This window comes from Citrobacter sp. CtB7.12, assembly GCF_001297795.1.
Lineage (GTDB): Bacteria > Pseudomonadota > Gammaproteobacteria > Enterobacterales > Enterobacteriaceae > Citrobacter_A > Citrobacter_A amalonaticus.
In genome coordinates, this window is record NZ_LIFT01000003.1 from 125,388 (window position 1) to 147,606 (window position 22,219).

At 52.5% G+C, this 22,219-nt stretch carries 21 protein-coding genes and 2 pseudogenes; 6 read left to right on the forward strand and 17 right to left on the reverse strand.

Annotation, left to right across the window (positions count from 1 at the left end; all coding sequences use genetic code 11):
• Nucleotides 1-109 precede the first annotated feature (109 nt).
• Entirely contained in the window at nt 110-907 is a 798-nt protein-coding gene (locus tag AOY24_RS04580) for an alpha/beta fold hydrolase (protein ID WP_150547014.1), read from the reverse strand.
• 118 nt (nt 908-1,025) lie between these two features.
• Here AOY24_RS04580 and AOY24_RS04585 point away from each other — a divergent pair, with 118 nt between their 5' ends.
• Nucleotides 1,026-2,036 (forward strand): LacI family DNA-binding transcriptional regulator, encoded by a 1,011-nt coding sequence (locus AOY24_RS04585; protein ID WP_043000568.1) that lies wholly within the window; start codon nt 1,026-1,028, stop codon nt 2,034-2,036.
• Between the two features lie 38 nt (nt 2,037-2,074).
• On the opposite strand, the gene AOY24_RS04590 is transcribed toward AOY24_RS04585, so the two are convergent.
• From AOY24_RS04590 to pspA, 16 genes and pseudogenes are all read right to left on the reverse strand, one after another.
• A complete protein-coding gene (locus AOY24_RS04590; protein WP_043000567.1) occupies nt 2,075-2,980 on the reverse strand; it encodes an OmpG family monomeric porin in 906 nt (301 codons plus the stop codon).
• A gap of 76 nt (nt 2,981-3,056) precedes the next feature.
• Entirely contained in the window at nt 3,057-4,136 is a 1,080-nt protein-coding gene (locus AOY24_RS04595; protein ID WP_043000566.1) for an ABC transporter ATP-binding protein, read from the reverse strand.
• Nucleotides 4,137-4,146: 10 nt separating this feature from the next.
• A complete protein-coding gene (gene pgmB / locus AOY24_RS04600; RefSeq protein ID WP_054176234.1) occupies nt 4,147-4,809 on the reverse strand; it encodes a beta-phosphoglucomutase in 663 nt (220 codons plus the stop codon).
• Nucleotides 4,806-6,284, reverse strand: a pseudogene (locus AOY24_RS25610) (glycosyl hydrolase family 65 protein); the annotation flags it as partial. The gene pgmB and the pseudogene AOY24_RS25610, both read right to left, overlap by 4 nt.
• Before the next feature lie 90 nt (nt 6,285-6,374).
• A pseudogene (locus AOY24_RS25615) lies at nt 6,375-7,082 on the reverse strand (glycoside hydrolase family 65 protein); the annotation flags it as partial.
• Nucleotides 7,079-8,134: a Gfo/Idh/MocA family protein gene (locus AOY24_RS04610; protein ID WP_044257753.1), complete on the reverse strand. Its 1,056-nt coding sequence runs from the start codon at nt 8,132-8,134 to the stop codon at nt 7,079-7,081. The gene AOY24_RS04610 and the pseudogene AOY24_RS25615, both read right to left, overlap by 4 nt.
• Nucleotides 8,135-8,143: 9 nt before the next feature.
• Nucleotides 8,144-8,932: a sugar phosphate isomerase/epimerase gene (locus tag AOY24_RS04615; RefSeq protein ID WP_054176235.1), complete on the reverse strand. Its 789-nt coding sequence runs from the start codon at nt 8,930-8,932 to the stop codon at nt 8,144-8,146.
• A gap of 19 nt (nt 8,933-8,951) precedes the next feature.
• The gene (locus tag AOY24_RS04620) at nt 8,952-10,004 is read right to left on the reverse strand and encodes a zinc-binding alcohol dehydrogenase (protein WP_044327764.1); all 1,053 of its coding nucleotides are present in this window, start codon (nt 10,002-10,004) and stop codon (nt 8,952-8,954) included.
• A gap of 28 nt (nt 10,005-10,032) precedes the next feature.
• Nucleotides 10,033-10,875 carry a carbohydrate ABC transporter permease gene (locus AOY24_RS04625; RefSeq protein WP_044267167.1) on the reverse strand — a complete coding sequence of 281 codons (843 nt, stop codon included), beginning with the start codon at nt 10,873-10,875 and terminating at the stop codon, nt 10,033-10,035.
• Complete coding sequence (locus tag AOY24_RS04630; RefSeq protein ID WP_054176236.1) at nt 10,862-11,743, reverse strand: carbohydrate ABC transporter permease; 882 nt, start codon at nt 11,741-11,743, stop codon at nt 10,862-10,864. The genes AOY24_RS04625 and AOY24_RS04630 overlap by 14 nt, the downstream gene beginning before the upstream one ends.
• A 20-nt stretch (nt 11,744-11,763) precedes the next feature.
• Nucleotides 11,764-13,056, reverse strand: a complete 1,293-nt coding sequence (locus AOY24_RS04635) for an ABC transporter substrate-binding protein (RefSeq protein WP_054176237.1) — start codon at nt 13,054-13,056, stop codon at nt 11,764-11,766.
• Nucleotides 13,057-13,069: 13 nt separating this feature from the next.
• On the reverse strand, nt 13,070-14,779 hold the full coding sequence (locus tag AOY24_RS04640; RefSeq protein ID WP_054176238.1) for a sugar phosphorylase: 1,710 nt from the start codon (nt 14,777-14,779) through the stop codon (nt 13,070-13,072).
• Nucleotides 14,780-14,938: 159 nt separating this feature from the next.
• Nucleotides 14,939-15,163 (reverse strand): phage shock protein PspD, encoded by a 225-nt coding sequence (gene pspD / locus AOY24_RS04645; protein WP_043000556.1) that lies wholly within the window; start codon nt 15,161-15,163, stop codon nt 14,939-14,941.
• 18 nt (nt 15,164-15,181) lie between these two features.
• A complete protein-coding gene (gene pspC, locus AOY24_RS04650; RefSeq protein WP_043000555.1) occupies nt 15,182-15,541 on the reverse strand; it encodes an envelope stress response membrane protein PspC in 360 nt (119 codons plus the stop codon).
• Nucleotides 15,541-15,765 (reverse strand): envelope stress response membrane protein PspB, encoded by a 225-nt coding sequence (gene pspB, locus AOY24_RS04655; protein WP_042318763.1) that lies wholly within the window; start codon nt 15,763-15,765, stop codon nt 15,541-15,543. The genes pspC and pspB overlap by 1 nt, the downstream gene beginning before the upstream one ends.
• Nucleotides 15,766-15,819: 54 nt before the next feature.
• On the reverse strand, nt 15,820-16,488 hold the full coding sequence (gene pspA / locus AOY24_RS04660; protein WP_043000554.1) for a phage shock protein PspA: 669 nt from the start codon (nt 16,486-16,488) through the stop codon (nt 15,820-15,822).
• Nucleotides 16,489-16,656: 168 nt separating this feature from the next.
• Between pspA and pspF the strand changes: the two genes are divergently transcribed.
• The 5 genes from pspF (at nt 16,657) to sapD (ending at nt 22,218) form a co-directional block, all read left to right on the forward strand.
• Nucleotides 16,657-17,631: a phage shock protein operon transcriptional activator gene (pspF, locus tag AOY24_RS04665; RefSeq protein WP_044267222.1), complete on the forward strand. Its 975-nt coding sequence runs from the start codon at nt 16,657-16,659 to the stop codon at nt 17,629-17,631.
• Nucleotides 17,632-17,743: 112 nt separating this feature from the next.
• A complete protein-coding gene (gene sapA, locus AOY24_RS04670) occupies nt 17,744-19,387 on the forward strand; it encodes an ABC transporter substrate-binding protein SapA (RefSeq protein ID WP_044257738.1) in 1,644 nt (547 codons plus the stop codon).
• Nucleotides 19,384-20,349, forward strand: a complete 966-nt coding sequence (gene sapB, locus AOY24_RS04675; RefSeq protein WP_043000551.1) for a peptide ABC transporter permease SapB — start codon at nt 19,384-19,386, stop codon at nt 20,347-20,349. Before sapA ends, sapB begins: the two co-directional genes overlap by 4 nt.
• Nucleotides 20,336-21,226, forward strand: coding sequence for a peptide ABC transporter permease SapC (gene sapC / locus AOY24_RS04680; protein ID WP_043000550.1), 891 nt, complete (start codon nt 20,336-20,338; stop codon nt 21,224-21,226). The genes sapB and sapC overlap by 14 nt, the downstream gene beginning before the upstream one ends.
• Nucleotides 21,226-22,218: a peptide ABC transporter ATP-binding protein SapD gene (gene sapD / locus AOY24_RS04685; protein WP_054176239.1), complete on the forward strand. Its 993-nt coding sequence runs from the start codon at nt 21,226-21,228 to the stop codon at nt 22,216-22,218. Before sapC ends, sapD begins: the two co-directional genes overlap by 1 nt.
• Nucleotide 22,219 lies beyond the last annotated feature (1 nt).

Sequence of the window (22,219 nt, forward strand, 5' to 3'; positions counted from 1 at the left end):
CCTCTAATATAGGGGCAGGTCGTTGATTTTCAATCGGGTTGTGTCGAGTGGGATGTTCACCCGACTGACCCCGTTAAGGGAAAACAGGACAGGCTGAAATAAAAGTATGCTAATGAGCTAAGCAGCGTTCAAAAGCCGAGCGAACACTTTCATAGCATGCTCTTGAACGCATCAACTGCTCCCAGATCGAGTTATGACCCGCCCCATCGATCGTGAGTAGTGTCTTTTGGCAGGCCTGCGCTGCCGACGAGACCAGTTTTTTCGGTATATCGGCAGGGATGATGGTGTCATTTTCGGCAGCGATAACCAACAAATCACCGGTAAATTCAGCGGTGATGGCCCACGCATCCGTCGCGTCCCAACTGCGATCCTGGCGTATGATGGCCGAAAAATCGGGGCCAAATTTAACCGGATACGCGGGCGTGGCATAGACACCTGGCACCATCAGAATCAACGAGCGCAGCGGAACCATTTTACTGAGTTGAAGCGCATTGTACGCCCCCATGCTGACGCCCACACAACCGGTAAAAATCTGCCCCTGAAAATCCATCACCGCCGTTGCCTGTTGGGTGCGGCTCAACAACGAGGAATCGCGAATGTCGCCGCCGGTTTCTCCATGACCTAAAAAATCGAATATCGTCGTTCCAAAACCTGACTCATCCAACATAACGCGATACTTGTGGAAAATGGTTCTGTCTTTCCCGCCGCCGTGTAGCATCAGGACATGTCCATTGCGGCCAAACGTACTTTCAGCGTAAAGCGTTTTGCCCTGAAAAGGGACCAGGAAAGAGTGGCTTTGCATCATGAGCGTCGCATTATTAAAGGATGGGATATCAGGTTTTATCAAACCCGATAACTTCATGCAATGGTCTGCAATCAATCTGCCGCGCCAGGTTCGGGCTGCCACAGAAATGCTGATTCATGAAGTTCATTGCTACACGGCACAATCCACCGCGCTGTGTTGTCAACCGCAGACTAACTCCCTAAGATGTATGGTATTAACTCTCCGATGGAGTTGCAGGAGTATGACCCCCACTATTTATGATATCGCTCGCGTGGCGGGTGTGTCGAAGTCGACGGTCTCGCGCGTATTAAACAAGCAAACCAATATCTCACCGGAAGCGCTGGAAAAAGTGCAGCGCGCTATTGATGAACTGCAGTATCAGCCGAATAAACTGGCCCGCGCCCTGACCTCATCCGGGTTTGACGCCATCATGGTGATTTCAACACGCTCGACCAAAACAACTGCTGGTAACCCCTTCTTCTCTGAAGTTTTGCACGCCATTACCGCAAAAGCAGAGGAGGAAGGTTTCGACGTGATCCTACAAACGTCACGTAGTACTGAAGACGATCTGCAAAAGTGCGAGAGCAAGATTAAGCAGAAGATGATCAAAGGCATTATCATGCTTAGTTCGCCCGCAGATGAGACTTTTTTCGAGCGTCTGGATAAATATGATATTCCAGTGGTGGTCATCGGTAAGGTAGAAGGTCAATACACTCACGTTTACTCGGTCGATACCGATAATTATCGTGACAGTATTGCACTGACTGATGCCCTGATTGACAGCGGCCATCAGAATATTGCCTGTTTGCATGCGCCGCTGGAATACCATGTTTCTGTTGATCGCGTAAATGGCTATAAGCGCAGTCTGGCGACGCATCAACTGGCAGAGAATAAACGCTGGATTATTGATGGTGGCTATACGCACGAAAGTGCGCTGGAAGCGGCGAGAGCATTATTAAACCAGCACCCCTTACCGGATGCTGTTTTTGCCACCGACAGCATTAAGATCCTCAGTTTATATCGCGCAGCGTCGGAGAGAAAAATTGCCATTCCGCAGCAGTTGGCGGTCGTCGGTTACAGCAACGAAATGCTCTCTTTTATTCTCACCCCTCCGCCCGGCGGCATTGACGTCCCGACACGTGAACTCGGCGAGCAAAGCTGCGATCTGTTGTTTAAGCATATTGCCGGGAAAACCGACGCTCGCTCCATCACCGTCGAAACCCGTATCTCTCTGACCGCATCTCTGGCCTGAGCGAATGGCTACCCGTAATTGACGGGCAGCCAGGGCTATCAGAAGGCGTAGTTAACGCCTATGCCCGCATAATGGAACCGGTCACTGTCACCTTCATCGTGATCTTCCCACTCATAGGCATATTCCAGCGTCATCGACAAACCATTCTGGAAATCATAGGCATACTGTAATCCGAGACGGTTGAAGTCATGACCTTCATGCTCCGGATCGTCTCGCCAGTCCCAGTTTGACCACCGATCCAGACCTATACGGGTATAGGGTGTCAGCGTGGTATTGCCCAGCGAAATCGGTAAATAGGCGCGAATTTCCTGAGTAGAAAACTCGCCATTATTACGATGTTCAGCAAGGTTGAAACCGCGCTCCAGATAGTAATTTACCGTCAGTCCCACCGTTTCATTAAAGGTATAATTCACGCCCGTTTCGCTTTCGACACGACTGTCTGAATAGCCGGTGGTCGTCAGATCGTTGACGAATTGATACATCGCCAGCCATCCGCTAAAGCGCAAATCATCCGTGAGCTTCACATTCCAGTCCGGCGCCACTTTCCAGCGCTGCATATTTGCGGTGTCTTTGCCCGCTTCATTCACATAGTGATAGCCGTAGTTACGAAAGCCACCCGTCAAACCAAAACTGAAATCATCACTTTCCAGGATCTGATAGTGAACTTCCAGTTCCGGGCGATCAAACCAGGTACCGCGTTTGCCAGCACTATAGTCAACCGGGCCTTCCTGATAATAGGCCAGGGATATTCTCCACGGACCGTTCGAGGCATTAAAATAGACAGACGGTTCAGCAAGTCCGTCCATATCTTCGCCGTAACCTTCAACGTTTTCAATTTCGTACATGGCACCAATATTAAAATGCCAGTCTTTATTATCGGCAGCCTGCGCGCAGGCCATCCCAGCGCATATCAGCAGCGCTGAAGAGGACAGTAAGGTTTTCATTTTTATTCCTTGTTAAAGTACAGATAAATAAAATATCGCGAAAGCCAGGGGGCCACGCCCCTGGAGATATTTATTGTTAAATAGCGAATTCCGTCTCTACGTCAAAGAAATGGCATTTCGCCATATCAAAATGGATGGTGATATTGTCTCCTGCATAATAGTCATTAACAGACCCGGCACGGACCACCAGCTCGTGCCCCCCAATCGTGCTGTACAACATAAATTCTGCGCCGGTCAGTTCCGCCACGCTTATTTTTGCTGTCACGCTATTCTCTTCTTGTATTCCAGGGTGAATATCCTCCGGGCGGATCCCCAGCACGACAGCTTTATGTTCATAACCCTTCGCTTTTAATATCCGTAATTTGTCTTCCGGAAGGGTTAATTTAAGGGTTTCCGTAACAAATTTATTTCCGTCAATCGCGCCACGGATAAAATTCATTGCCGGAGAACCGATAAAACCTGCAACAAACATATTTGCGGGATGGTTATAAACCATTTTGGGCGCTCCAACCTGCTGGACGATCCCATCTTTCATGATCACAATCCGCGTCGCCATGGTCATGGCTTCTGTCTGGTCGTGCGTGACGTAAATCATGGTGGTATTCAGCTTCTGGTGTAGTTTGCTGATCTCTGCGCGCATCTGGACACGGAGTTTGGCGTCGAGATTAGAGAGCGGCTCATCCATCAGAAACACGCCCGCTTCACGCACAATGGCCCGGCCCAGCGCAACACGCTGGCGTTGCCCGCCCGACAATGCGCCAGGTTTGCGCTTGAGGTACTCCCGTAAACCGAGGATCTGCGCTGCCCAGTTGACGCGTTCGTCAATAACGCCGGGATCAATCTTTTGCATCTTCAGACCGAACGCCATGTTGTCATAGACACTCATGTGCGGATACAGCGCGTAGTTCTGGAAGACCATTGCAATATTGCGCGCCTTTGCGGGCACATCATTCATCCGCTTGCCGTCGATCAACAGTTCGCCCGCGCTGATCTCCTCAAGTCCCGCAATCATTCGTAGCGTGGTTGATTTTCCGCATCCCGACGGGCCGACAAAAACGATGAACTCTTTGTCTTCAATTTCCAGATTGAAGTCTTTAACCACATGCACCTGGTTGTCATAAATTTTTTGTATATGCTGCAACGAAAGCTGTGCCATGTTGATTCCTTTACTTGTCGAGTTGCCAGAAAGCCGATAAGCGCGGCCACGTCAAAAATTCCGTTGTCGGAAGTAGCAAATCTGCGCCGGTTAAGGTGGATCCAATACCCACCGAACGCATTCCGCTGGCGTTAATCGCCTCAATCCCCGCCTGCGCATCCTCTATTCCAATACATGCCCGTGGATTAACGTGCAGACCGTTGCACGCCGCGAGAAAAATCTCCGGATCCGGTTTAGAACGGCGGATCAGCGCGGCATTGGCGCAAAAATCGAATAACGATGTCATTTGCAACGCCTGTAAGATCGCGGGCGCATTCAGTGACACTGACGCCAGTCCGGTTTTTATCTGTTCCGTACGCAGCGTAGTCAGCAGTTCCTTAATTCCCGGCAGTACCGCCTCCGGCGTCAGTGAGCGCAGCGAGTCAACATAAAGCGCATTTTTACGCGCGGCGATCTGCTCCCGTTCCGCCTGGGTGAATACCCCTTCTTTTCCACCGTGACGCAAAATACGCAGCAGCGACTCACCACGACTGATGCCTTTCAGGCGATCGTTGAACACCTCGTCAATCACGATTCCCAATTCAGCAGCCACCTGTCGCCAGGCAAGAAAATGCAGATGTGCCGTATCGGTAATGACCCCATCAAGATCAAACACTATTGCCTGTGGTTTCATTCTTTCCCCCTTCCTGTGGTAGCGGTCCCAAAAACAGGCAAAATCATGTCAGGAAATGCGAGTTTGTATTCACCATCAATAACGATTGGTTTTGCATTAAGCCACAGCGTAACCGGTCGTGAACTGCTTATCGTCACGTGACTTTTGCTGAGCGAAATCATCATCTCGCTTCCCTGCCAGTACAGAGGGAACGTCAGTTTTTTCCATCCCTCTGGCAGCGCCGGGTCGAGGTGCAGTGCACCGTTACGTACGCTCAGCCCCGCAAATCCCTGAATCGCCCCCAGCCAGATGGCCCCCGTTGCCGCCGCGTGGATGCCGTCGTCGCAACTGTGCGGATCGTCGCCAAGATCGATCTGCGCGCCTTCATGCCAGAACTGATAACCCTGTTCTGGGTTGCCACAGCGTGCCGCTACGATCCCGTGAATCGCTTTACTTAAAGAGGAGTCATGTATGGTGCGCGCTTCGTAGAAATGGAGATTGTTGAGGCAAACTTCCGCTGTGAACAACTCCGGGAGCATATAGGTCAGTATGACCACATCCGCTTGCTTCAGAATTTGCAGTTCATTGACTTCCGCCCGCGAATAATCCAACAGGATCGTCTGCTTGCCCGCCGTTGTCTTGTACGCGCTCAGATCAATAGCCGGTTTGCTGAGAAACGTATCATCCTGCGGTAAAATGCCATCTGCCAGAACCTCTGGTCGCCATAAGAACTGGAGAAAATGCTCGGCACGATGAATAAACGCGTCGTCCGTGCAACCATAGCGACGGGCAAAATGCAGTGCCTGCTCGACGTTGTAATACGCCATATAGTTAGTGAAGGCGTTATTATTCACGTGTTCGGTGTATTCATCCGGGCCAATGACATCATGGATCTCAAGTCGCCCCTTCACTTCCGTTGTACGACTCAGCCAGAACCGTGCCGTTTCCAGTAGAAGCGTTAGTCCTTCATGGGACATAAATTGCTCATCGCCTGTGACCTGCCAGTACGCCACAACGGCCCAGGCAATATCGGCCACCAGATGATGTTCCGCCTGCGCAGAGGCCACCTTCTGACGTAATCCGGTTCGAATGTTGATCGCCGCGAACTCCGGCGTCTCTTCATCACCGCTGCGCGCGCTTTCCCATGGAAACAGCGCCCCCTGCCAGCCGTTTATTCGCGCTTTTTCCCGCGCCCCGGCCAGATTATGCCAACGGTAGCGCAACAAATTCCGCGCGACGTCAGGGTAAGTGAGCAGATGAAAAGGAAGCAGAAAGACTTCGGTATCCCAGAAAACGTGTCCTTTATAACCTTCACCGGTCATCCCCTTCGCGCCGATGCTACAACGCTCATCATGGGCAGGTGTCATAATCCGTAAATGATACAGGGCGAAGTCCAGCGCACGCTGATCGTCTGCGTTTACGCTATTCACTTCTACTCGACAATGCTGCCACCAGCGCTGCCAGTTGGCGGCGGATTGCGCCAGTAACGCGTCATAACCCAGCCCCACGCAGGCATTCAGGTGCAGAATCCCCTTTTGCCCCCAGCTTTCCAGTGAGACATCGCACTCTGTGGTCCAGTCCACCTACGTGAGTTTTTCCAGCGTCAGGCATTCCCCTGCTTTCATCAACGAGCTGGTGTGCTGCATCAGCCGCCGTTCTTTTGCTGTAAAGCAGGACTGCGCATCACCGTTGACGCGGCAATGTGTGGAAACAGCGACATGACTTCGACCATCCTGAGTGGTGTAAATCCCTTGCAGGAGATGTTGTCCGAACACCCGCAACTGCGTTTCATCCAGATGCTGGCGACCATGGTTGGTGATTGTCGCGTCAATGCCGGTCGATAACGCAATTAAGGCATCGCTGTCGAGCGGGGTAATCGACAACGTCATCGCCAGGAGTGGCAATTGCTCTGCTGATACAAAGCGTCGACTCTCAATGGCAAAACGCGCCCCGTCAGGCGCACGCCAGATCAGCGAACGCGTTAACTCGCCGGTAGCGAAGTCGATCTGTCGCTGCCAGCTTTCGAGAGTTCCGCTGAGCAACGAGAAAAGCTCACCATTCAGGAAGATGTCGACGCCAATAACGTCCGGAAGGTTCACCCGTTCATTGATTTCCCCCTTCCCGGACCGGTGATACAACCCGGCCAGATACATCCCACGCGTTTGATGAGTATAAGCTTCTTCGTGGCTGGCGCGACACCCTAGGTAACCATTGCCTGTCGCCAGTAGTGAGGCATATTTATTCAGGCTGTGCGGACAAAAACCCGATTCGGATAACGTAACTGGCTTGCTCATAATTCAACACACATCCCTGTTTCTGCAGACTGATACAGCGCCGCCACCAGTTGCTGGATCAGCCATCCCTGTTCGGCGTCCGCGATAGTGACCGGCTCACCGCGAACATGATTCACGAAAGCTTCCATACTGCGAAAATGACGCTGATCGTCTGCACATTCGCGGGCAAATAGCGTCTCCAGTTCGCCGCCCTTATCGGTATAGACCTGCGCCGGGAACAGCGTTGCCCCCGCTTTGTCACCACAAAAATTCACATTCATGATGGATTGTTCGGGGATATTCAACGCAAAGGAGGTTTCAAGACGCAGAATGCTGCCGTTGTGGAACTCGACGGTGCCAAACAGAGAATCCTCTACGGTATAGGTCGTCGGATCCCACTCACCGAACTGGCCACAATTTTTCTGTGTGCCAATTTTCTGAAAACTGTGGGCCCAGACCCGTTTCACCATTGGGAACCCCAGCACATACATCGCGGCATCCAGCATGTGAATACCAAGATCGATCAGCGGCCCGCCGCCCTGCAGCGCTTTATTGGTAAAAACCCCCCATCCGGGAACGCCGCAGCGACGCAGCGCTCTGGCGTTGGTCACGTAGATTTCACCGAGAACGCCCGCCATGACCTGCTCACGCAGTAACTGCGTATCCAGCGCGAACCGATGATGGAAATCATAGGCCAGTACTTTACCCATACGACGCGCGGTATTACGCATCTCCAGCGCCTGATCCGGGGTCATCGCTGGCGGTTTCTCACACATCACGTGACAACCGGCCTCCAGTGCCAGCAAAGTATGCTGGTAATGAAAACGATTCGGTGAACAGATGCTGACGATATCGGGCTTTACCTTCTGAAGCATCGCCTGCGGATCGTCCCAGACCTGCGCATTGCCGTATTTATCTGCCAGCGTTTGCGCCTGAGAACGGCGGCTGTCACAGACAGCCACCAGTTCCAGATCCTCGCGGGTGCAGTAGTACGAAGCATGAACTTTATCCGCTACCTGTCCGGCGCCAATGATGGCAACACGAAGCGGAGAACGAGTCATTGCACTTTTCACGGCAACCTCTTAGCAGGTACGCAACCAGGCCAATGACTGACGGTAGGCTTCCGGCAGATTTTCTGCCCGCACCCGCCCTTCATACACCACGTAGCCCTGATAGTTACCTTCGCGCAACTGATCAAACAGCATGCTGAAGTTCAGGCTGCCGCTGCCCGGTTGATAGCGATGATTATCCGCGATATGCACATGTCCCAGCAGATCGCGGTTATCGTGCAGCGCCTTCGCCATATCATCTTCTTCGATATTCATGTGGTAGAAATCGCCGATGATCTGTACGTGCTTCAGATTGTTTTCCACAATGTACCGACGCGCATCCGCCAGCGTGTTGATCATATGATCCTGATAACGGTTAAGCGGCTCGAGATATACGGTGGTACCGGTACGTGCTGCCACACTGTCAAGGTAACGTAGCGAGTCGCTGACTGCTTTGCGATCGCCAGCCAGACTGCGCGGCGAGGTCATTGGCGGTAGACGGAAGGTAAACATTCCCCATGCCGCAGGCACAATGATGCCCTGCCCACCCACTTCCGCCAGCGCTTCAAGAATGCGTTCGATCTGCTGTAATCCGTTCAGACGACGCTCTTCGATGAAATCGCCGATCCAGCCATCATAACCACCACAGGCGGTCGTGACTGGCAGACCCGTTTTTTTAATGGCAGCCTTGACTTCATCAAGGTGATTAACCAGCAATTTGCCGTCGATCTCAAAGCCATCAAAACCCATCTCTTTGATATAGCGAAACTTCTCCAGAATATTTTCCGGGAAAAATGCCTGATTCTGTGTGCCGATTTTCATTGCTCGTCTTCCTTTACGCTTAAAATGTGACGCCCATTTTGATGCTCTGTTCCGGATGTCTGTCGACATACTGCATATAGCTTTCCGGACTAGCCGCAAAGGTCACCACCGGGTCGATAAGATCCTCACAGTTAAGATAACCATTCATCAGCAGTTCCCAGCAGGTCTCCTCAATACGTTTGCGACTCCAGCGCGGATAGTCCGGGTTCGGCTCGCTGCACGCGCGCGAGAAGACAATTCTGGCGTTATTGAAATGGGCTTCGCGCCCGAGATTGAAACCTTCGGCAAAGGGTTTGGCAAACGCGACATAAGAGATAGTGCCGCCATAAGCCAGACCACGTAGCGCGGACTGCAACGCGTCGGCATAGCCGCTGGTTTCGATGATGACATCCGCCCCCTGCTTACCGGTCAGCATTTTGATCTCTTTACCGACATCAGTACCCATCGGATTCAGGCAGAAATCCGCGCCGTGGCGGCGAGCGATATCACAACGATGGGCGATCGGATCGATGCCGATGACTACCGACGCGCCAGCTTTCTTTGCCAACTGGACAGCTATCTGCCCAATCGCGCCAAGACCAACGATGACGACGAAATCACCTACCCGCACGTTGGCATCACGCACGCCGCTCATCGCAAACTGAGCCGGGTCGTAGCACACCGCGTTTTTCCAGCTCGCCCCCTGCGGCATCTTGCGGAGTTTGTAGTTATTGACGCCGTTAATAATGACCGTTTCGGCTAAAGGGGCGTAACCACAGACGCTATCACCAATGGCATAGTCAGTGACGTCGCTCCCGCACTCGATAATGTCGCCAACGACCATATTGCCGAGCTGGAACTTGCCAAACTCAATACCGCGCGGCGCGTCTTTCGCACGTGGCGTAAACATTTGCCATTCGCTATTAAAATCTTCATCAATAAACGGACTGGCGGCGCGAAAATCCACCACTTCCGTACCGTGTTTCGGTGCGCCAAACCGCACGCGAATTTTCACCTCATTCGCCATGACAGCGCGATCGTCATACTCTACCAGCGCCGCGACGCGCGGTTCTGTTGCGACTAACTTCTTCATTTACCACTCCTTGTTTAAACTGGCCGCTTTAGCCCTTCACGCCACCCGCGGTCAAACCACTCTTAATAAACCGTTCCGAAAGTGCATACATAATGACAACGGGTAATGCCGTCACCAGCGACGCCGCCATCATCCGCCCCCAGATATAATCCGGCGTACTGAACAGGGTGTTCAGGCCCACTGGCAACGTGAAATTGCTGGCGCTGGAAAGAAAGATCGAGGCGAACAGATAATCGTTCCAGGCCACCATAAAGCAGTAGACAAAAACCGATACCAGTCCGGACATCGCCAGCGGCACGGTAATGCGAAAGATGATTTGCAGGCGATTCAGCCCATCCATCATCGCTGCTTCTTCAATCTCATCCGGAATCGTGTCGAAATAACTTTTCAGCATGAATACCGCGGTCGGCAACGTCTGGGTGACCATGGTGACAATCAACGCCATTTCTGTGTCGTAAATGCCCAGCGCGGTAATGATTTTGAACAGCGGGACCACCAGCAAAATGCCGGAGAACATGTAGACGGTGTAAAAACTGGCATTGATGGTCATCCGCCCTTTAAAACGCAGTCGGGACAGCGCGTAGGCACCGAGCGTGCCCAGGAATACCGCCACCACTGATGACACAACGGAGACCAGCAGGCTGTTACGAAAGTAATCAATAAACGGAAAAATCAGTGGATTAAAAATGTCGATGTAATGCTCAAGCGTCCACTCTTGCGGCAGCAATGTCGGGTGCAATGAAATCGCTTCTTTCGCGCTTTTGAACGACGTCATTAACATCACAAAAAAGGGAAACAATGTGATGATCAAAAACACAATCAGGCCACAATAAAAGCCCACGCGTCCGAGTCTGCGTTTATTTGTTGCCATTGAGGTTCACCCTATTTCTGGTCAGTAAAATGACGGCGAAAATAATGATAAAAAGCACGACGGAAATGGCTGCAGCTTTACCTAAATCATTAAAAGCAAACGCTGTTTTGTAGAGATACACCCCGAGAATGTCGACCTTTGTCGTCAGCAGATACACATCGGCAAACATATAAAACATCCAGATGGTACGCAGGGTAACCACCGTCGCCAGGACCGGCATAATGGCGGGCAGCGTGACGATACGAAAACGCTGCCAGGCATTCGCGCCATCCATTTCGGCTGCTTCATAGAGCGATTTATCGATGGTCTGCAAAATTGCCAGAAACGAAATAAAGGCGTACGGGAAATAGCGCCAGATGGCAAACAGCACCACCAGCACGAAACTGCTACCGGGATTGTCGAACCACAAGGGGGCCTGATCGTACAAATGCAGCAGATCGACTCCCAGATAGTTCACGATGCCGTATCCGCTGTTGAACATGTACTTCCGGGCAAAGACCAGCGAGATAGACGGCGTGACATAAGAGAGAATCACCAGTGAGCGCGCCGTCTTGCGTAACCGGAACTCGCGATTAAAGAACATCGCCACCCCGAGTCCGAGCACGGTACTGCCCGTCACCACCAGCGCGGTATACCAGACCGTCATCCACAACGAATGCCAGAAATCCGGATCGGAAAGGATGCGAACGTAATTCGCGACCCCAACAAATGTGGCGTTGATACGCGGATTCAGCGGCAGGCGCAGAAAGCTGATTTCAATATTCGATAGCATCGGCCATGCCACGAGGCCACCCAACAGAATCAAACTGGGTGCCAGCAATAGCATCGCAAAGGGCATATCGGAGCGACCGGAGAATAATCGGGCCATAACGACGTTCCTCTTACCCATCAACGCTGCCCTACCAAGGCATCCAGTTTTTGCTGGCTTTTCTGAAGCGTTGTCGGGAGATCGGCTTTGCCTACCGTCACGTTATGTACCGTCGTGCTTATCACGCCAGAACCGGTGACGTCCCCCATACGGGTGAAGTTCTTATCCCCTACCGCGCCAAAAACCTGAATATTCGGTAGCTCAGCAATGAGTTGTGCCGGGAGCTCACCTAACGCTTTAATCACGCTGTTGTTTTGCCAGGTTTGGGTTTTTACGACCTCCTTATTGACCGGCAACGCAGCGCCCGGCGACATCATTACCCAGTCAGCGATGTTGTCTGCCTGTTCCATAAACGCGACAAACTTCTCGGCTGCCGCCGTCTCCTCTTCTTTTTGCCCATTCGTGATCGTCAGTGAGGTCAACATGCCATAAACGGCCGCTGTCTTTTCGGTCGGAACCACAAAGCCCACGTTCTGGGGATCCCCTTCTTTAATTATCGCGGGGAGAATGTAGGTGGAATAAATCGCCATCGGCGCAGTACCATTCATAAAGGCATCTTTCACCTCCATGATGTCGTTAGAGCCCGGCATCGTGGTGGCGGCCAGATCGCGGTAATATCCCAACGCCTGATTCATTTCAGGCGTGTTGAACGTGATGTGGCCCTGGGCATTAAAGACGTTGGCATTATTGGATAAGGCAAACTGCGAGAAAGATTGCTCCGTCAGCACGCTTTCTGCGGTCGGCAGGGCAATGCCATATTTTTTATGCGCCGGATCATAGAGTTTTTGCGCAGCGGCAAGCAACGTTTCCCAGTTTTTCGGTTCATCCAGTCCCGCCTGAGCAAGGATGTCTTTGCGATACCAGATACCGCCGATCCAGGCGCTCACCGGAACCCCTGTCCACGCGCTGCCATCTTCGGTACGAACGATGCGCAATACGCCATCGTAGAAGATATCTTCCCCGACCTTCTGAATGACGTTCGCCACCGCATCCCGATCGATTAACTGCTCTTTATCCATGACCTTGGCATAGTCATGACTGGTTTCGATCACTTCCGGTAGCGACCCGCTTCTCGCCAGCGTAATAACTTTGGTGTTATAGGCATCTTCTTCAACCGGAACCTGTTTAACACTGATATCCGGGTTCGCTTTTTCAAAGCGTTTAATCAGCGTGGTAATAACGGCCTGGCGCTCCTGTTCCACAGAAGAGTGCATAAACTCAATTGAAACATGGGCGGGTTTATCATCCTTACAACCAGAAATCAGGGCGCAGGAAACCAGTGCTGATAACAGCACCATTTTAGTTTTGATCATCAGATATTCCTTTTTATTTTTTAATCCACATAACCTGCCAGGGTTGCAGTGTTAATGTCTCTCCGGAAACACTCACTCCGCTAATTAAATCAACGCCTGTATAAATACCGGCATCAATGATTTGTTGGCGATCGCTAAAATTAAAAAGTGCATTGATTTTTTCATGTTCATCGGCCGAGCGAATAATCCGCAGAACAGAAGGTGTCAAACAGCGAATATCAAACATGCTCTCGGGATGAAACGCCTTATTACCCCTGCGAATAACAATTAATCGGGACAATGCCTGATAAATCTCATGACGAAGAGAACCTTCAGTCATCAATTCCTGTTCAATTGATTTTTGCTCATATTTTTTTCGGTTAATAGCCCGGTTATAACCGTGTTTTTCGACGCCTTCGTAGTCATTGCGCGACCCCAGAATGCTCTGAATATAAATCGCAGGAACGCCAGGGAAGGTTAATAGCAGAACATGGGTGAGAATAAATTTGGCAAGGCGTTCTTCATCGCTGTCATCCTGATGGCCTAACGCATCCATCCAGGTCACATTTAATTCATACGGACTCCGGGTGCCATCTGGATTATTTTTCCAGTTCACTAAGGCCCCTTCTTTCTGCAGATCCGTCACCAGTGTCAGAATATCGTCTTCCGCTAACAGCCCGCGCAGTGGATTCAATCCAATGCCATCATGCGAAGCCAGAAAGTTGAACCAGGTGGTCTCTGTCGAAGGCAATGATAACGACTGCGCCCATTGGCACAGCACCCGGCAATCCTGGCGATGCAGGGAGTGCAGGACAAGTGGCGGCAAAGAGAACTGATAAACCATATGTGCTTCGTCATGCCCGTTACCCAGATAGGAAACATTGTCTTTGTGCGGGACATTGGTCTCAGTAATGATGACCGTGCCGGGGGCGACCTCATCTGCTATCGCGCGAAATAACTTGATCAGTTGATGCGTTTTTTCCAGATGAATGCAGGTCGTACCCGGCGTTTTCCACATGTAGCCAACGGCGTCCAGACGTACATAATCGGCTCCGTGTTCCAGGTAGGTCAGCAGTACGTCAATCATGGCAAGTAGCACGTCCGGGTTACTGTAGTTGAGATCAACCTGGTCTTCGCTAAATGTCGTCCATAAATAACGAACGGATTTATCCTGCATGGTAAACGGTGTTAATAACGGCAATGCCCGTGGACGCGTTACGGCATGTAAATCAGTCTCTGGGTCCATCTCAATAAAAAAGTTTTCGTATCCAGGAGCTTGCCGCAAATAACGTTCAAACCAGTCACTTTTTGCTGACATATGATTGCAAACAAAATCAAACATCAAACAACAGGAGCGATTTAACTCACGAATATCATTCCACTCGCCGGCTTCGGGAGACACCTGATAGTAATCAATAACCGAAAAACCATCATCTGATGACCAGGGGTAAAATGGCAAAAGGTGAACATGTGAGAATACCGAGGAAAACCAGCGCGTCCAGAACTGATTAAAGGTTGGCAGCGGTTTTTCTTTCTCGCTATGAAATTGATCGGCATACGTAATGAGCACCACATCACTTTCATCCCAATGAGGTTTACGCTTTTTATTAATAATCTTACGCGCCCTTTCCATGCGCATTTTTAATGATCCATCGTGAAGCCCTGTCCATGTATCGCCATAGACGGCGCTGAGGCATTCCTTAATTTTTCGGTTCACTTTGTTTTTCCGTGGTAGCGGTCCCATGACAAAAAAGACTACTCTCGAGGAAATTAACTGTCAATGCAGTGAAAGAGGTTAAAAGCAGGAATTAATAGAATTTTAGCAGCTCAACAATCGATTTGTGAGCTGCCGCAAATTAATAACCAGGATGTGATTTAATTGTTAAAAAGAAGGCAATGGAAATTAACTTCCAGAATAATGTTTTGAAATTTTCGCCGCCATACGGCTTAAAAACGGTTCCAGAGCCAGCGCCAGCAACATTTTTAGCGGACGACGGGCGACGGATTTTACTGCCCACCCTGCGACACCCGCGGGGCCGTAGCGTAGCGCAGTCAGAAGCACCAGCTTACCTGCTATTTTCATACCGGGTTTTACCTTTTGCCCGGCGCGTTGCCAGCGATTATTCATCTCAGCTCTCTTAATGACTTACAATTGACGGAAACGGCTACGCAAAGTAAACGTGTCCGAGGTGACATAACGCTCCATTTCACGTAAGCGTTTCTCCCCCGCCGCCAGTTCTTTATCGACGATATCCAATAGCTCACCGCTGGACGGTTGCTGCTCGCCTGCGGCAAGGTTATCCGGCATTGGATCAAGCACAAATGCCAGAATGATGTAGACGACCAGGGTAAAAAAGGCCAGCCCGAAGAAGATCGACAACACCACTAAAATACGCACCAGTTTTACCGGCACATCCAGATACTGCGCGATCCCTGCGCACACGCCTCGCAGCATGCCCTGCTGCGGAATACGCCATAATTTTTTGTTCAGATCAATGCCGCCCATTAGCGATCCCTCCAGTTCGGATGTTCCGCATCGAGAATATCTTCCAGCGCCTGAATACGTTCACGCATGCGCTGCGCGTCATCGGTCAACTGAACTAAACGTTGCTGTTCGCTTTGCGATAATTCTCCGCGACTGGAACGGTTGCTGTAATGCAGCCATAGCCAAATCGGTAACACAAACAGCACGAAGATGGTTAACGGAATGGCCAGAAATAGCGCGCTCATGAGGTCTCCTTACAGGTGATGAGCGGCGGCGCGTTCGAGCGCCGCCAGGTATTATTATTGCTTGTCTTGCTGCATTTTGGCTTTCAGTTGCGCCAGTTGTTCGCTGATTTCATCATCCGCTTTCAGGTCGGCAAACTGCTGATCCAACGTTTTCTGTTTGCCAAAGTTGTGGCTTTCAGCTTCCGCTTCCATGTGGTCGATGCGACGCTCGAAAGATTCAAAGCGCGCCATCGCTTCATCCAGCTTACCGCTGTCCAGTTGACGACGCACGTCACGGGATGAGCTGGCGGCCTGATGGCGCAACGTCAGAGCCTGCTGACGGGCACGGGTTTCGCTGAGTTTGTTCTCCAGCTCGCCAATCTCTTTCTTCATGCGCGTGAGCGTATCGTCCACCAGCGTCACTTCATGCTCCAGATTGCCAATCAGATCGGTCAACTTCTGTTTTTCGATCAGCGCGGCGCGGGCCAGATCGTCTTTCTCTTTACGCAGCGCAAGCTCCGCTTTCTCCTGCCACTCTGCCTGCTGAGCCGTCGCCTGTTCGATGCGGCGTGATAACTGTTTCTTTTCCGCCAGCGCACGTGCCGAGTTGGAACGCACTTCAACCAGCGTATCTTCCATTTCCTGAATCATCAGACGAACCAGCTTCTGCGGATCTTCCGCTTTCTCGAGTAGTGCGTTGATGTTGGCATTCACGATGTCGGCGAAACGAGAAAAAATACCCATAATTCTATCCTCACATTTTTCTGATGTCGGGCGATGCCCTGCTGATTCTCTAATACAATCCGCGTGCCAACTTTTTAATTTATTGATTTATATTGAGATGTACAGTTTTACCTCGACGAGAAAACAGAGTAAAGTGGTGAAATACACTAACATGTGGCGAAATTCATCATGGCAGAATACAAAGATAATTTGTTAGGGGAAGCCAACAGCTTTCTGGAGGTACTGGAGCAGGTTTCCCGCCTCGCGCCGCTGGACAAACCGGTACTGATTATCGGCGAGCGCGGTACCGGTAAGGAACTGATTGCCAACCGTCTGCATTATCTCTCCTCTCGTTGGCAGGGGCCGTTTATTTCGCTTAACTGCGCGGCGCTGAATGAAAACCTGCTCGACAGTGAACTGTTCGGTCATGAAGCCGGGGCGTTTACCGGTGCGCAAAAGCGCCATCCCGGACGTTTTGAACGGGCCGACGGCGGCACGCTGTTCCTAGATGAACTCGCCACCGCCCCAATGCTGGTACAGGAAAAGCTGCTCAGAGTGATTGAGTACGGCGAGCTCGAGCGCGTCGGCGGCAGTCAGCCATTACAGGTAAACGTCCGTCTGGTTTGTGCGACCAATGCGGATCTTCCGTCGATGGTTAACGAAGGATCCTTCCGGGCAGATTTGCTTGACCGACTGGCGTTCGACGTGGTGCAACTGCCGCCGCTGCGCGAACGTCAGGCGGATATCATGCTCATGGCAGAACACTTTGCTATTCAGATGTGCCGGGAAATTCGTCTGCCGCTGTTCCCCGGATTTACAGCGTATGCCAGAGAGACGCTGCTTAACTACGCCTGGCCGGGAAATATCCGCGAATTAAAAAACGTGGTCGAACGTTCGGTATACCGGCATGGCACCAGCGAAACGCCGCTGGATGAGATTGTGATCGACCCATTTAAACGCCACGCGCCAACGCCCCCTGCCGCTGAAACCGCAGCAACGGGTCCTTCGCTGCCCCTCGATTTACGTGCGTTTCAGCAGCAACAGGAGAAAGAGCTGCTGCAAACCAGTCTGGAACAGGCAAAATTTAATCAGAAACGGGCGGCGGAATTACTCGGGCTGACCTATCACCAGTTGCGCGCATTGCTCAAAAAACATCAGATTTAGCGCGTCCCACCCCCTGATTGCGCATATTTACGCCAGTTACCCGCAGACATTTGTACCTCGCGGGCGATAGTGCGATACACTTTGCAAATCGTACCTAAAAACCTTAAAAATTATGCGCCTGGTTTTATCGTCTCTGATCGTGATGGCTGGACTTCTGAGTGGGCAGGCTACTGCTGCGCCTGAAACCGCCCCACGTGAAGATATTCGTGACAGCGGTTTTGTCTATTGCGTGAATGGGCAGGTTAACACCTTCAATCCGCAAAAAGTGAGCAGCGGGCTGATTGTCGACACGCTCGCCGCCCAGCTCTATGATCGGTTGCTGGATGTCGACCCCTATACTTATCGTCTGGTCCCGGAACTGGCGGAAAGCTGGGAAGTGCTGGATAACGGCGCCACTTACCGCTTCCATCTGCGCCGCGACGTGGCGTTTCAGAAAACGGACTGGTTTACGCCTACGCGTAAACTGAATGCCGACGACGTGGTTTTTACCTTTCAGCGCATCTTTGATCGCAACCATCCGTGGCATAACGTCAACGGCGGCAATTTCCCCTATTTCGACAGTCTGCAGTTCGCCGATAACGTGCAGAGCGTGCGTAAGCTCGACAGTCACACCGTGGAATTTCGCCTGACGAAACCGGACGCCTCTTTCTTATGGCACCTCGCAACCCACTATGCGTCCGTGATGTCGGCGGAGTATGCTGATCAACTGACAAAACAGGATCGCCAGGAACAGCTTGACCGCCAGCCGGTTGGCACCGGCCCGTTCCAGCTTTCCGAGTATCGCGCCGGACAATACATCCGCCTGCAACGTCATGACAAATTCTGGCGGGGCAAGCCGCTGATGCCGCAGGTGGTGGTGGATCTGGGATCCGGCGGAACCGGACGTTTATCGAAACTGCTTACCGGCGAATGTGACGTGCTGGCCTGGCCCGCCGCCAGCCAGTTGACGATCCTGCGTGACGATCCACGCCTGCGCCTGACCTTGCGTCCGGGGATGAACATCGCCTACCTGGCGTTTAATACCGACAAGCCTCCGCTGAATAATCCGGCGGTTCGCCACGCGCTGGCGCTGTCCATCAATAACCAGCGTCTGATGCAATCTATCTATTACGGCACGGCAGAAACGGCGGCCTCTATTTTACCTCGCGCCTCGTGGGCCTATGATAACGAGGCTAAAATAACAGAATACAATCCGGCCAAATCTCGTGAGCAACTCAAAGCGCTGGGGCTGGAGAATCTGACGCTGCGCCTGTGGGTGCCGACCAGTTCACAGGCGTGGAACCCGAGCCCGCTGAAAACCGCTGAACTTATCCAGGCGGATATGGCGCAGGTTGGGGTGAACGTGGTGATTGTACCGGTTGAAGGTCGTTTCCAGGAGGCGCGGTTGATGGACATGAACCATGATCTGACGTTGTCCGGCTGGGCAACCGACAGTAACGATCCGGACAGTTTCTTCCGCCCGTTGCTCAGCTGCGCGGCCATCAATTCACAGACTAACTTCGCCCACTGGTGCAACCCGGAGTTCGACAACGTGCTGCGCAAAGCGCTCTCTTCTCAGCAGCTTTCTGCGCGTATTGATGCGTATGATGAAGCGCAAAACATTCTCGCTAAAGAGTTGCCCATCCTGCCGCTCGCCTCGTCACTGCGCCTGCAGGCCTATCGGTATGACATTAAAGGCCTGGTGTTGAGCCCATTTGGTAATGCCTCTTTCGCCGGCGTGTCGCGCGAAAAAAACGATGAGGTGAAAAAACCATGATTATCTTCACCTTGCGTCGTTTGCTGTTGCTGATGGTCACGCTGTTTTTTCTGACCTTTATCGGCTTCAGTCTGAGCTATTTTACGCCGCATGCGCCGCTACAAGGCGCATCGTTGTGGAATGCCTGGGTGTTCTGGTTCAATGGCCTCATCCACTGGGACTTTGGCGTCTCCAGCATCAACGGACAGCTTATCACTGAACAGCTCAAAGAGGTGTTCCCGGCCACGATGGAACTCTGCACCCTGGCGTTCGGCTTTGCGCTAATGGTGGGGATTCCGGTGGGTATGCTGGCGGGCATTACCCGCAACAAGTGGCAGGACCGCTTGATCAGCGCCCTCGCCCTGCTCGGCTTTTCAATCCCAGTGTTCTGGCTGGCACTGCTGCTGACCCTTTTCTTTTCCCTGACTCTCGGCTGGCTGCCGGTGTCGGGCCGATTCGATCTGCTTTACGAAGTGAAACCGGTCACCGGTCTGGCTATTGTCGATGCGTGGATCTCTGACTCTCCCTGGCGGGATGAGATGGTGATGAGCGCCGTGCGCCATATGGTGTTGCCGGTGCTGACGCTGGCGGTTGCGCCGACCACCGAAGTGATTCGCCTGATGCGTATCAGTACCATTGAGGTGTTTGATCAGAACTACGTGAAGGCTGCGGCCACGCGCGGTTTGTCACGATTTACGATCCTGCGCCGCCATGTACTGCATAACGCCTTACCGCCGGTGATCCCCCGCCTGGGCCTGCAATTCTCAACGATGCTGACGCTGGCAATGATCACCGAGATGGTCTTTAGCTGGCCTGGTCTCGGTCGTTGGTTGATTAACGCCATCCGTCAGCAGGACTACGCGGCGATATCCGCAGGCGTGATGGTGATTGGTTCGCTGGTCATCATCGTCAACGTGATTTCCGATATTTTGGGTGCTATGGCTAACCCTCTGAAACATAAGGAATGGTATGCCTTACGATAGCGTTTATAGCGAAAAGCGCCCGCCAGGTACGCTGCGCACCGCATGGCGCAAATTTTATGGCGATACTACGGCAATGGTTGGCTTGTACGGCTGTGCAGGGCTGGTGGTACTGTGCCTGTTCGGCAACTGGTTTGCGCCGTATGGCATCGATCAGCAGTTCCTCGGCTATCAGTTGTTGCCGCCCTCCTGGTCACGCTATGGCGAAGTCTCTTTCTTCCTCGGTACTGACGATCTGGGACGCGACGTCCTGAGCCGACTGCTCAGCGGCGCAGCCCCCACCGTGGGCGGCGCGTTTGTCGTTACGCTCGCCGCAACGCTGTGCGGGCTGTTTCTCGGCGTGGTCGCCGGAGCAACGCACGGTCTGCGTTCTGCCGTGCTGAATCATATTCTCGATACGCTGCTGTCGATTCCGTCTCTGCTGCTGGCGATTATCGTTGTCGCCTTCGCCGGGCCGCATTTAACCCATGCCATGTTTGCCGTCTGGCTGGCGCTGTTGCCACGCATGGTCCGTTCGGTCTACAGCATGGTGCATGACGAACTGGAAAAAGAGTACGTCATCGCGGCGCGTCTTGATGGCGCCTCGACGCTGAACATCCTCTGGTTCGCCATATTGCCCAACATTACCGCAGGACTGATCACCGAAATCACCCGCGCGCTGTCGATGGCGATACTGGATATTGCCGCGCTCGGTTTTCTCGATCTTGGCGCGCAGCTCCCCTCTCCCGAATGGGGTGCGATGCTGGGCGATGCGCTGGAGCTGATTTACGTTGCGCCATGGACGGTGATGCTGCCCGGTGCAGCCATCATGATCAGCGTCCTGCTGGTCAACCTGCTGGGTGACGGCGTTCGCCGCGCTATCATTGCGGGGGTGGAATAATGCCATTACTGGATATCCGCAACCTGACCATTGAATTTAAGGCCGGTGAAGAGTGGGTCAAAGCCGTCGACCGCGTCAGCATGACCTTAAGCGAAGGGGAAATTCGTGGGTTGGTGGGTGAATCCGGCTCCGGTAAGAGCCTGATTGCCAAAGCCATCTGCGGCGTTGCCAAAGATAACTGGCGCGTCACCGCCGACCGGATGCGTTTTGACGATATCGACCTGCTGCGCCTTTCGCCGCGTGAGCGACGTAAACTGGTGGGACATAACGTTTCGATGATTTTCCAGGAGCCGCAGTCGTGTCTGGATCCGTCCGAGCGCGTGGGTCGCCAGTTGATGCAAAACATTCCGGCATGGACGTACAAAGGCCGCTGGTGGCAACGTATTGGCTGGCGGAAACGTCGCGCCATTGAACTGCTGCACCGCGTCGGGATTAAAGATCATAAAGACGCCATGCGCAGCTTCCCGTATGAACTGACCGACGGTGAATGTCAGAAAGTCATGATTGCCATTGCGCTGGCGAATCAACCGCGACTGTTGATTGCGGATGAGCCGACCAACGCGATGGAGCCGACCACTCAGGCGCAGATCTTCCGCCTGCTGACGCGCCTGAATCAGAACAGCAATACTACCATTTTGCTGATCAGCCATGACCTGCAGATGCTCAGCCAGTGGGCGGACAAGATTAACGTGCTGTACTGTGGTCAGACGGTGGAAACCGCGCCGAGTAAAGAGCTGGTGACGTCGCCCCATCACCCATACACCCAGGCACTGATCCGCGCTATTCCTGACTTTGGTAGCGCCATGCCGCACAAAAGTCGTCTGAACACCATGCCCGGAGCCATCCCTTTGCTGGAACAATTGCCCATCGGTTGCCGTCTTGGGCCACGCTGTCCCTACGCACAGCGCGAATGTATAGAAACGCCGCGTTTGACCGGGGCGAAAAATCATCTCTACGCCTGTCATTTCCCCCTCAACATGGAGAGAGAGTGAG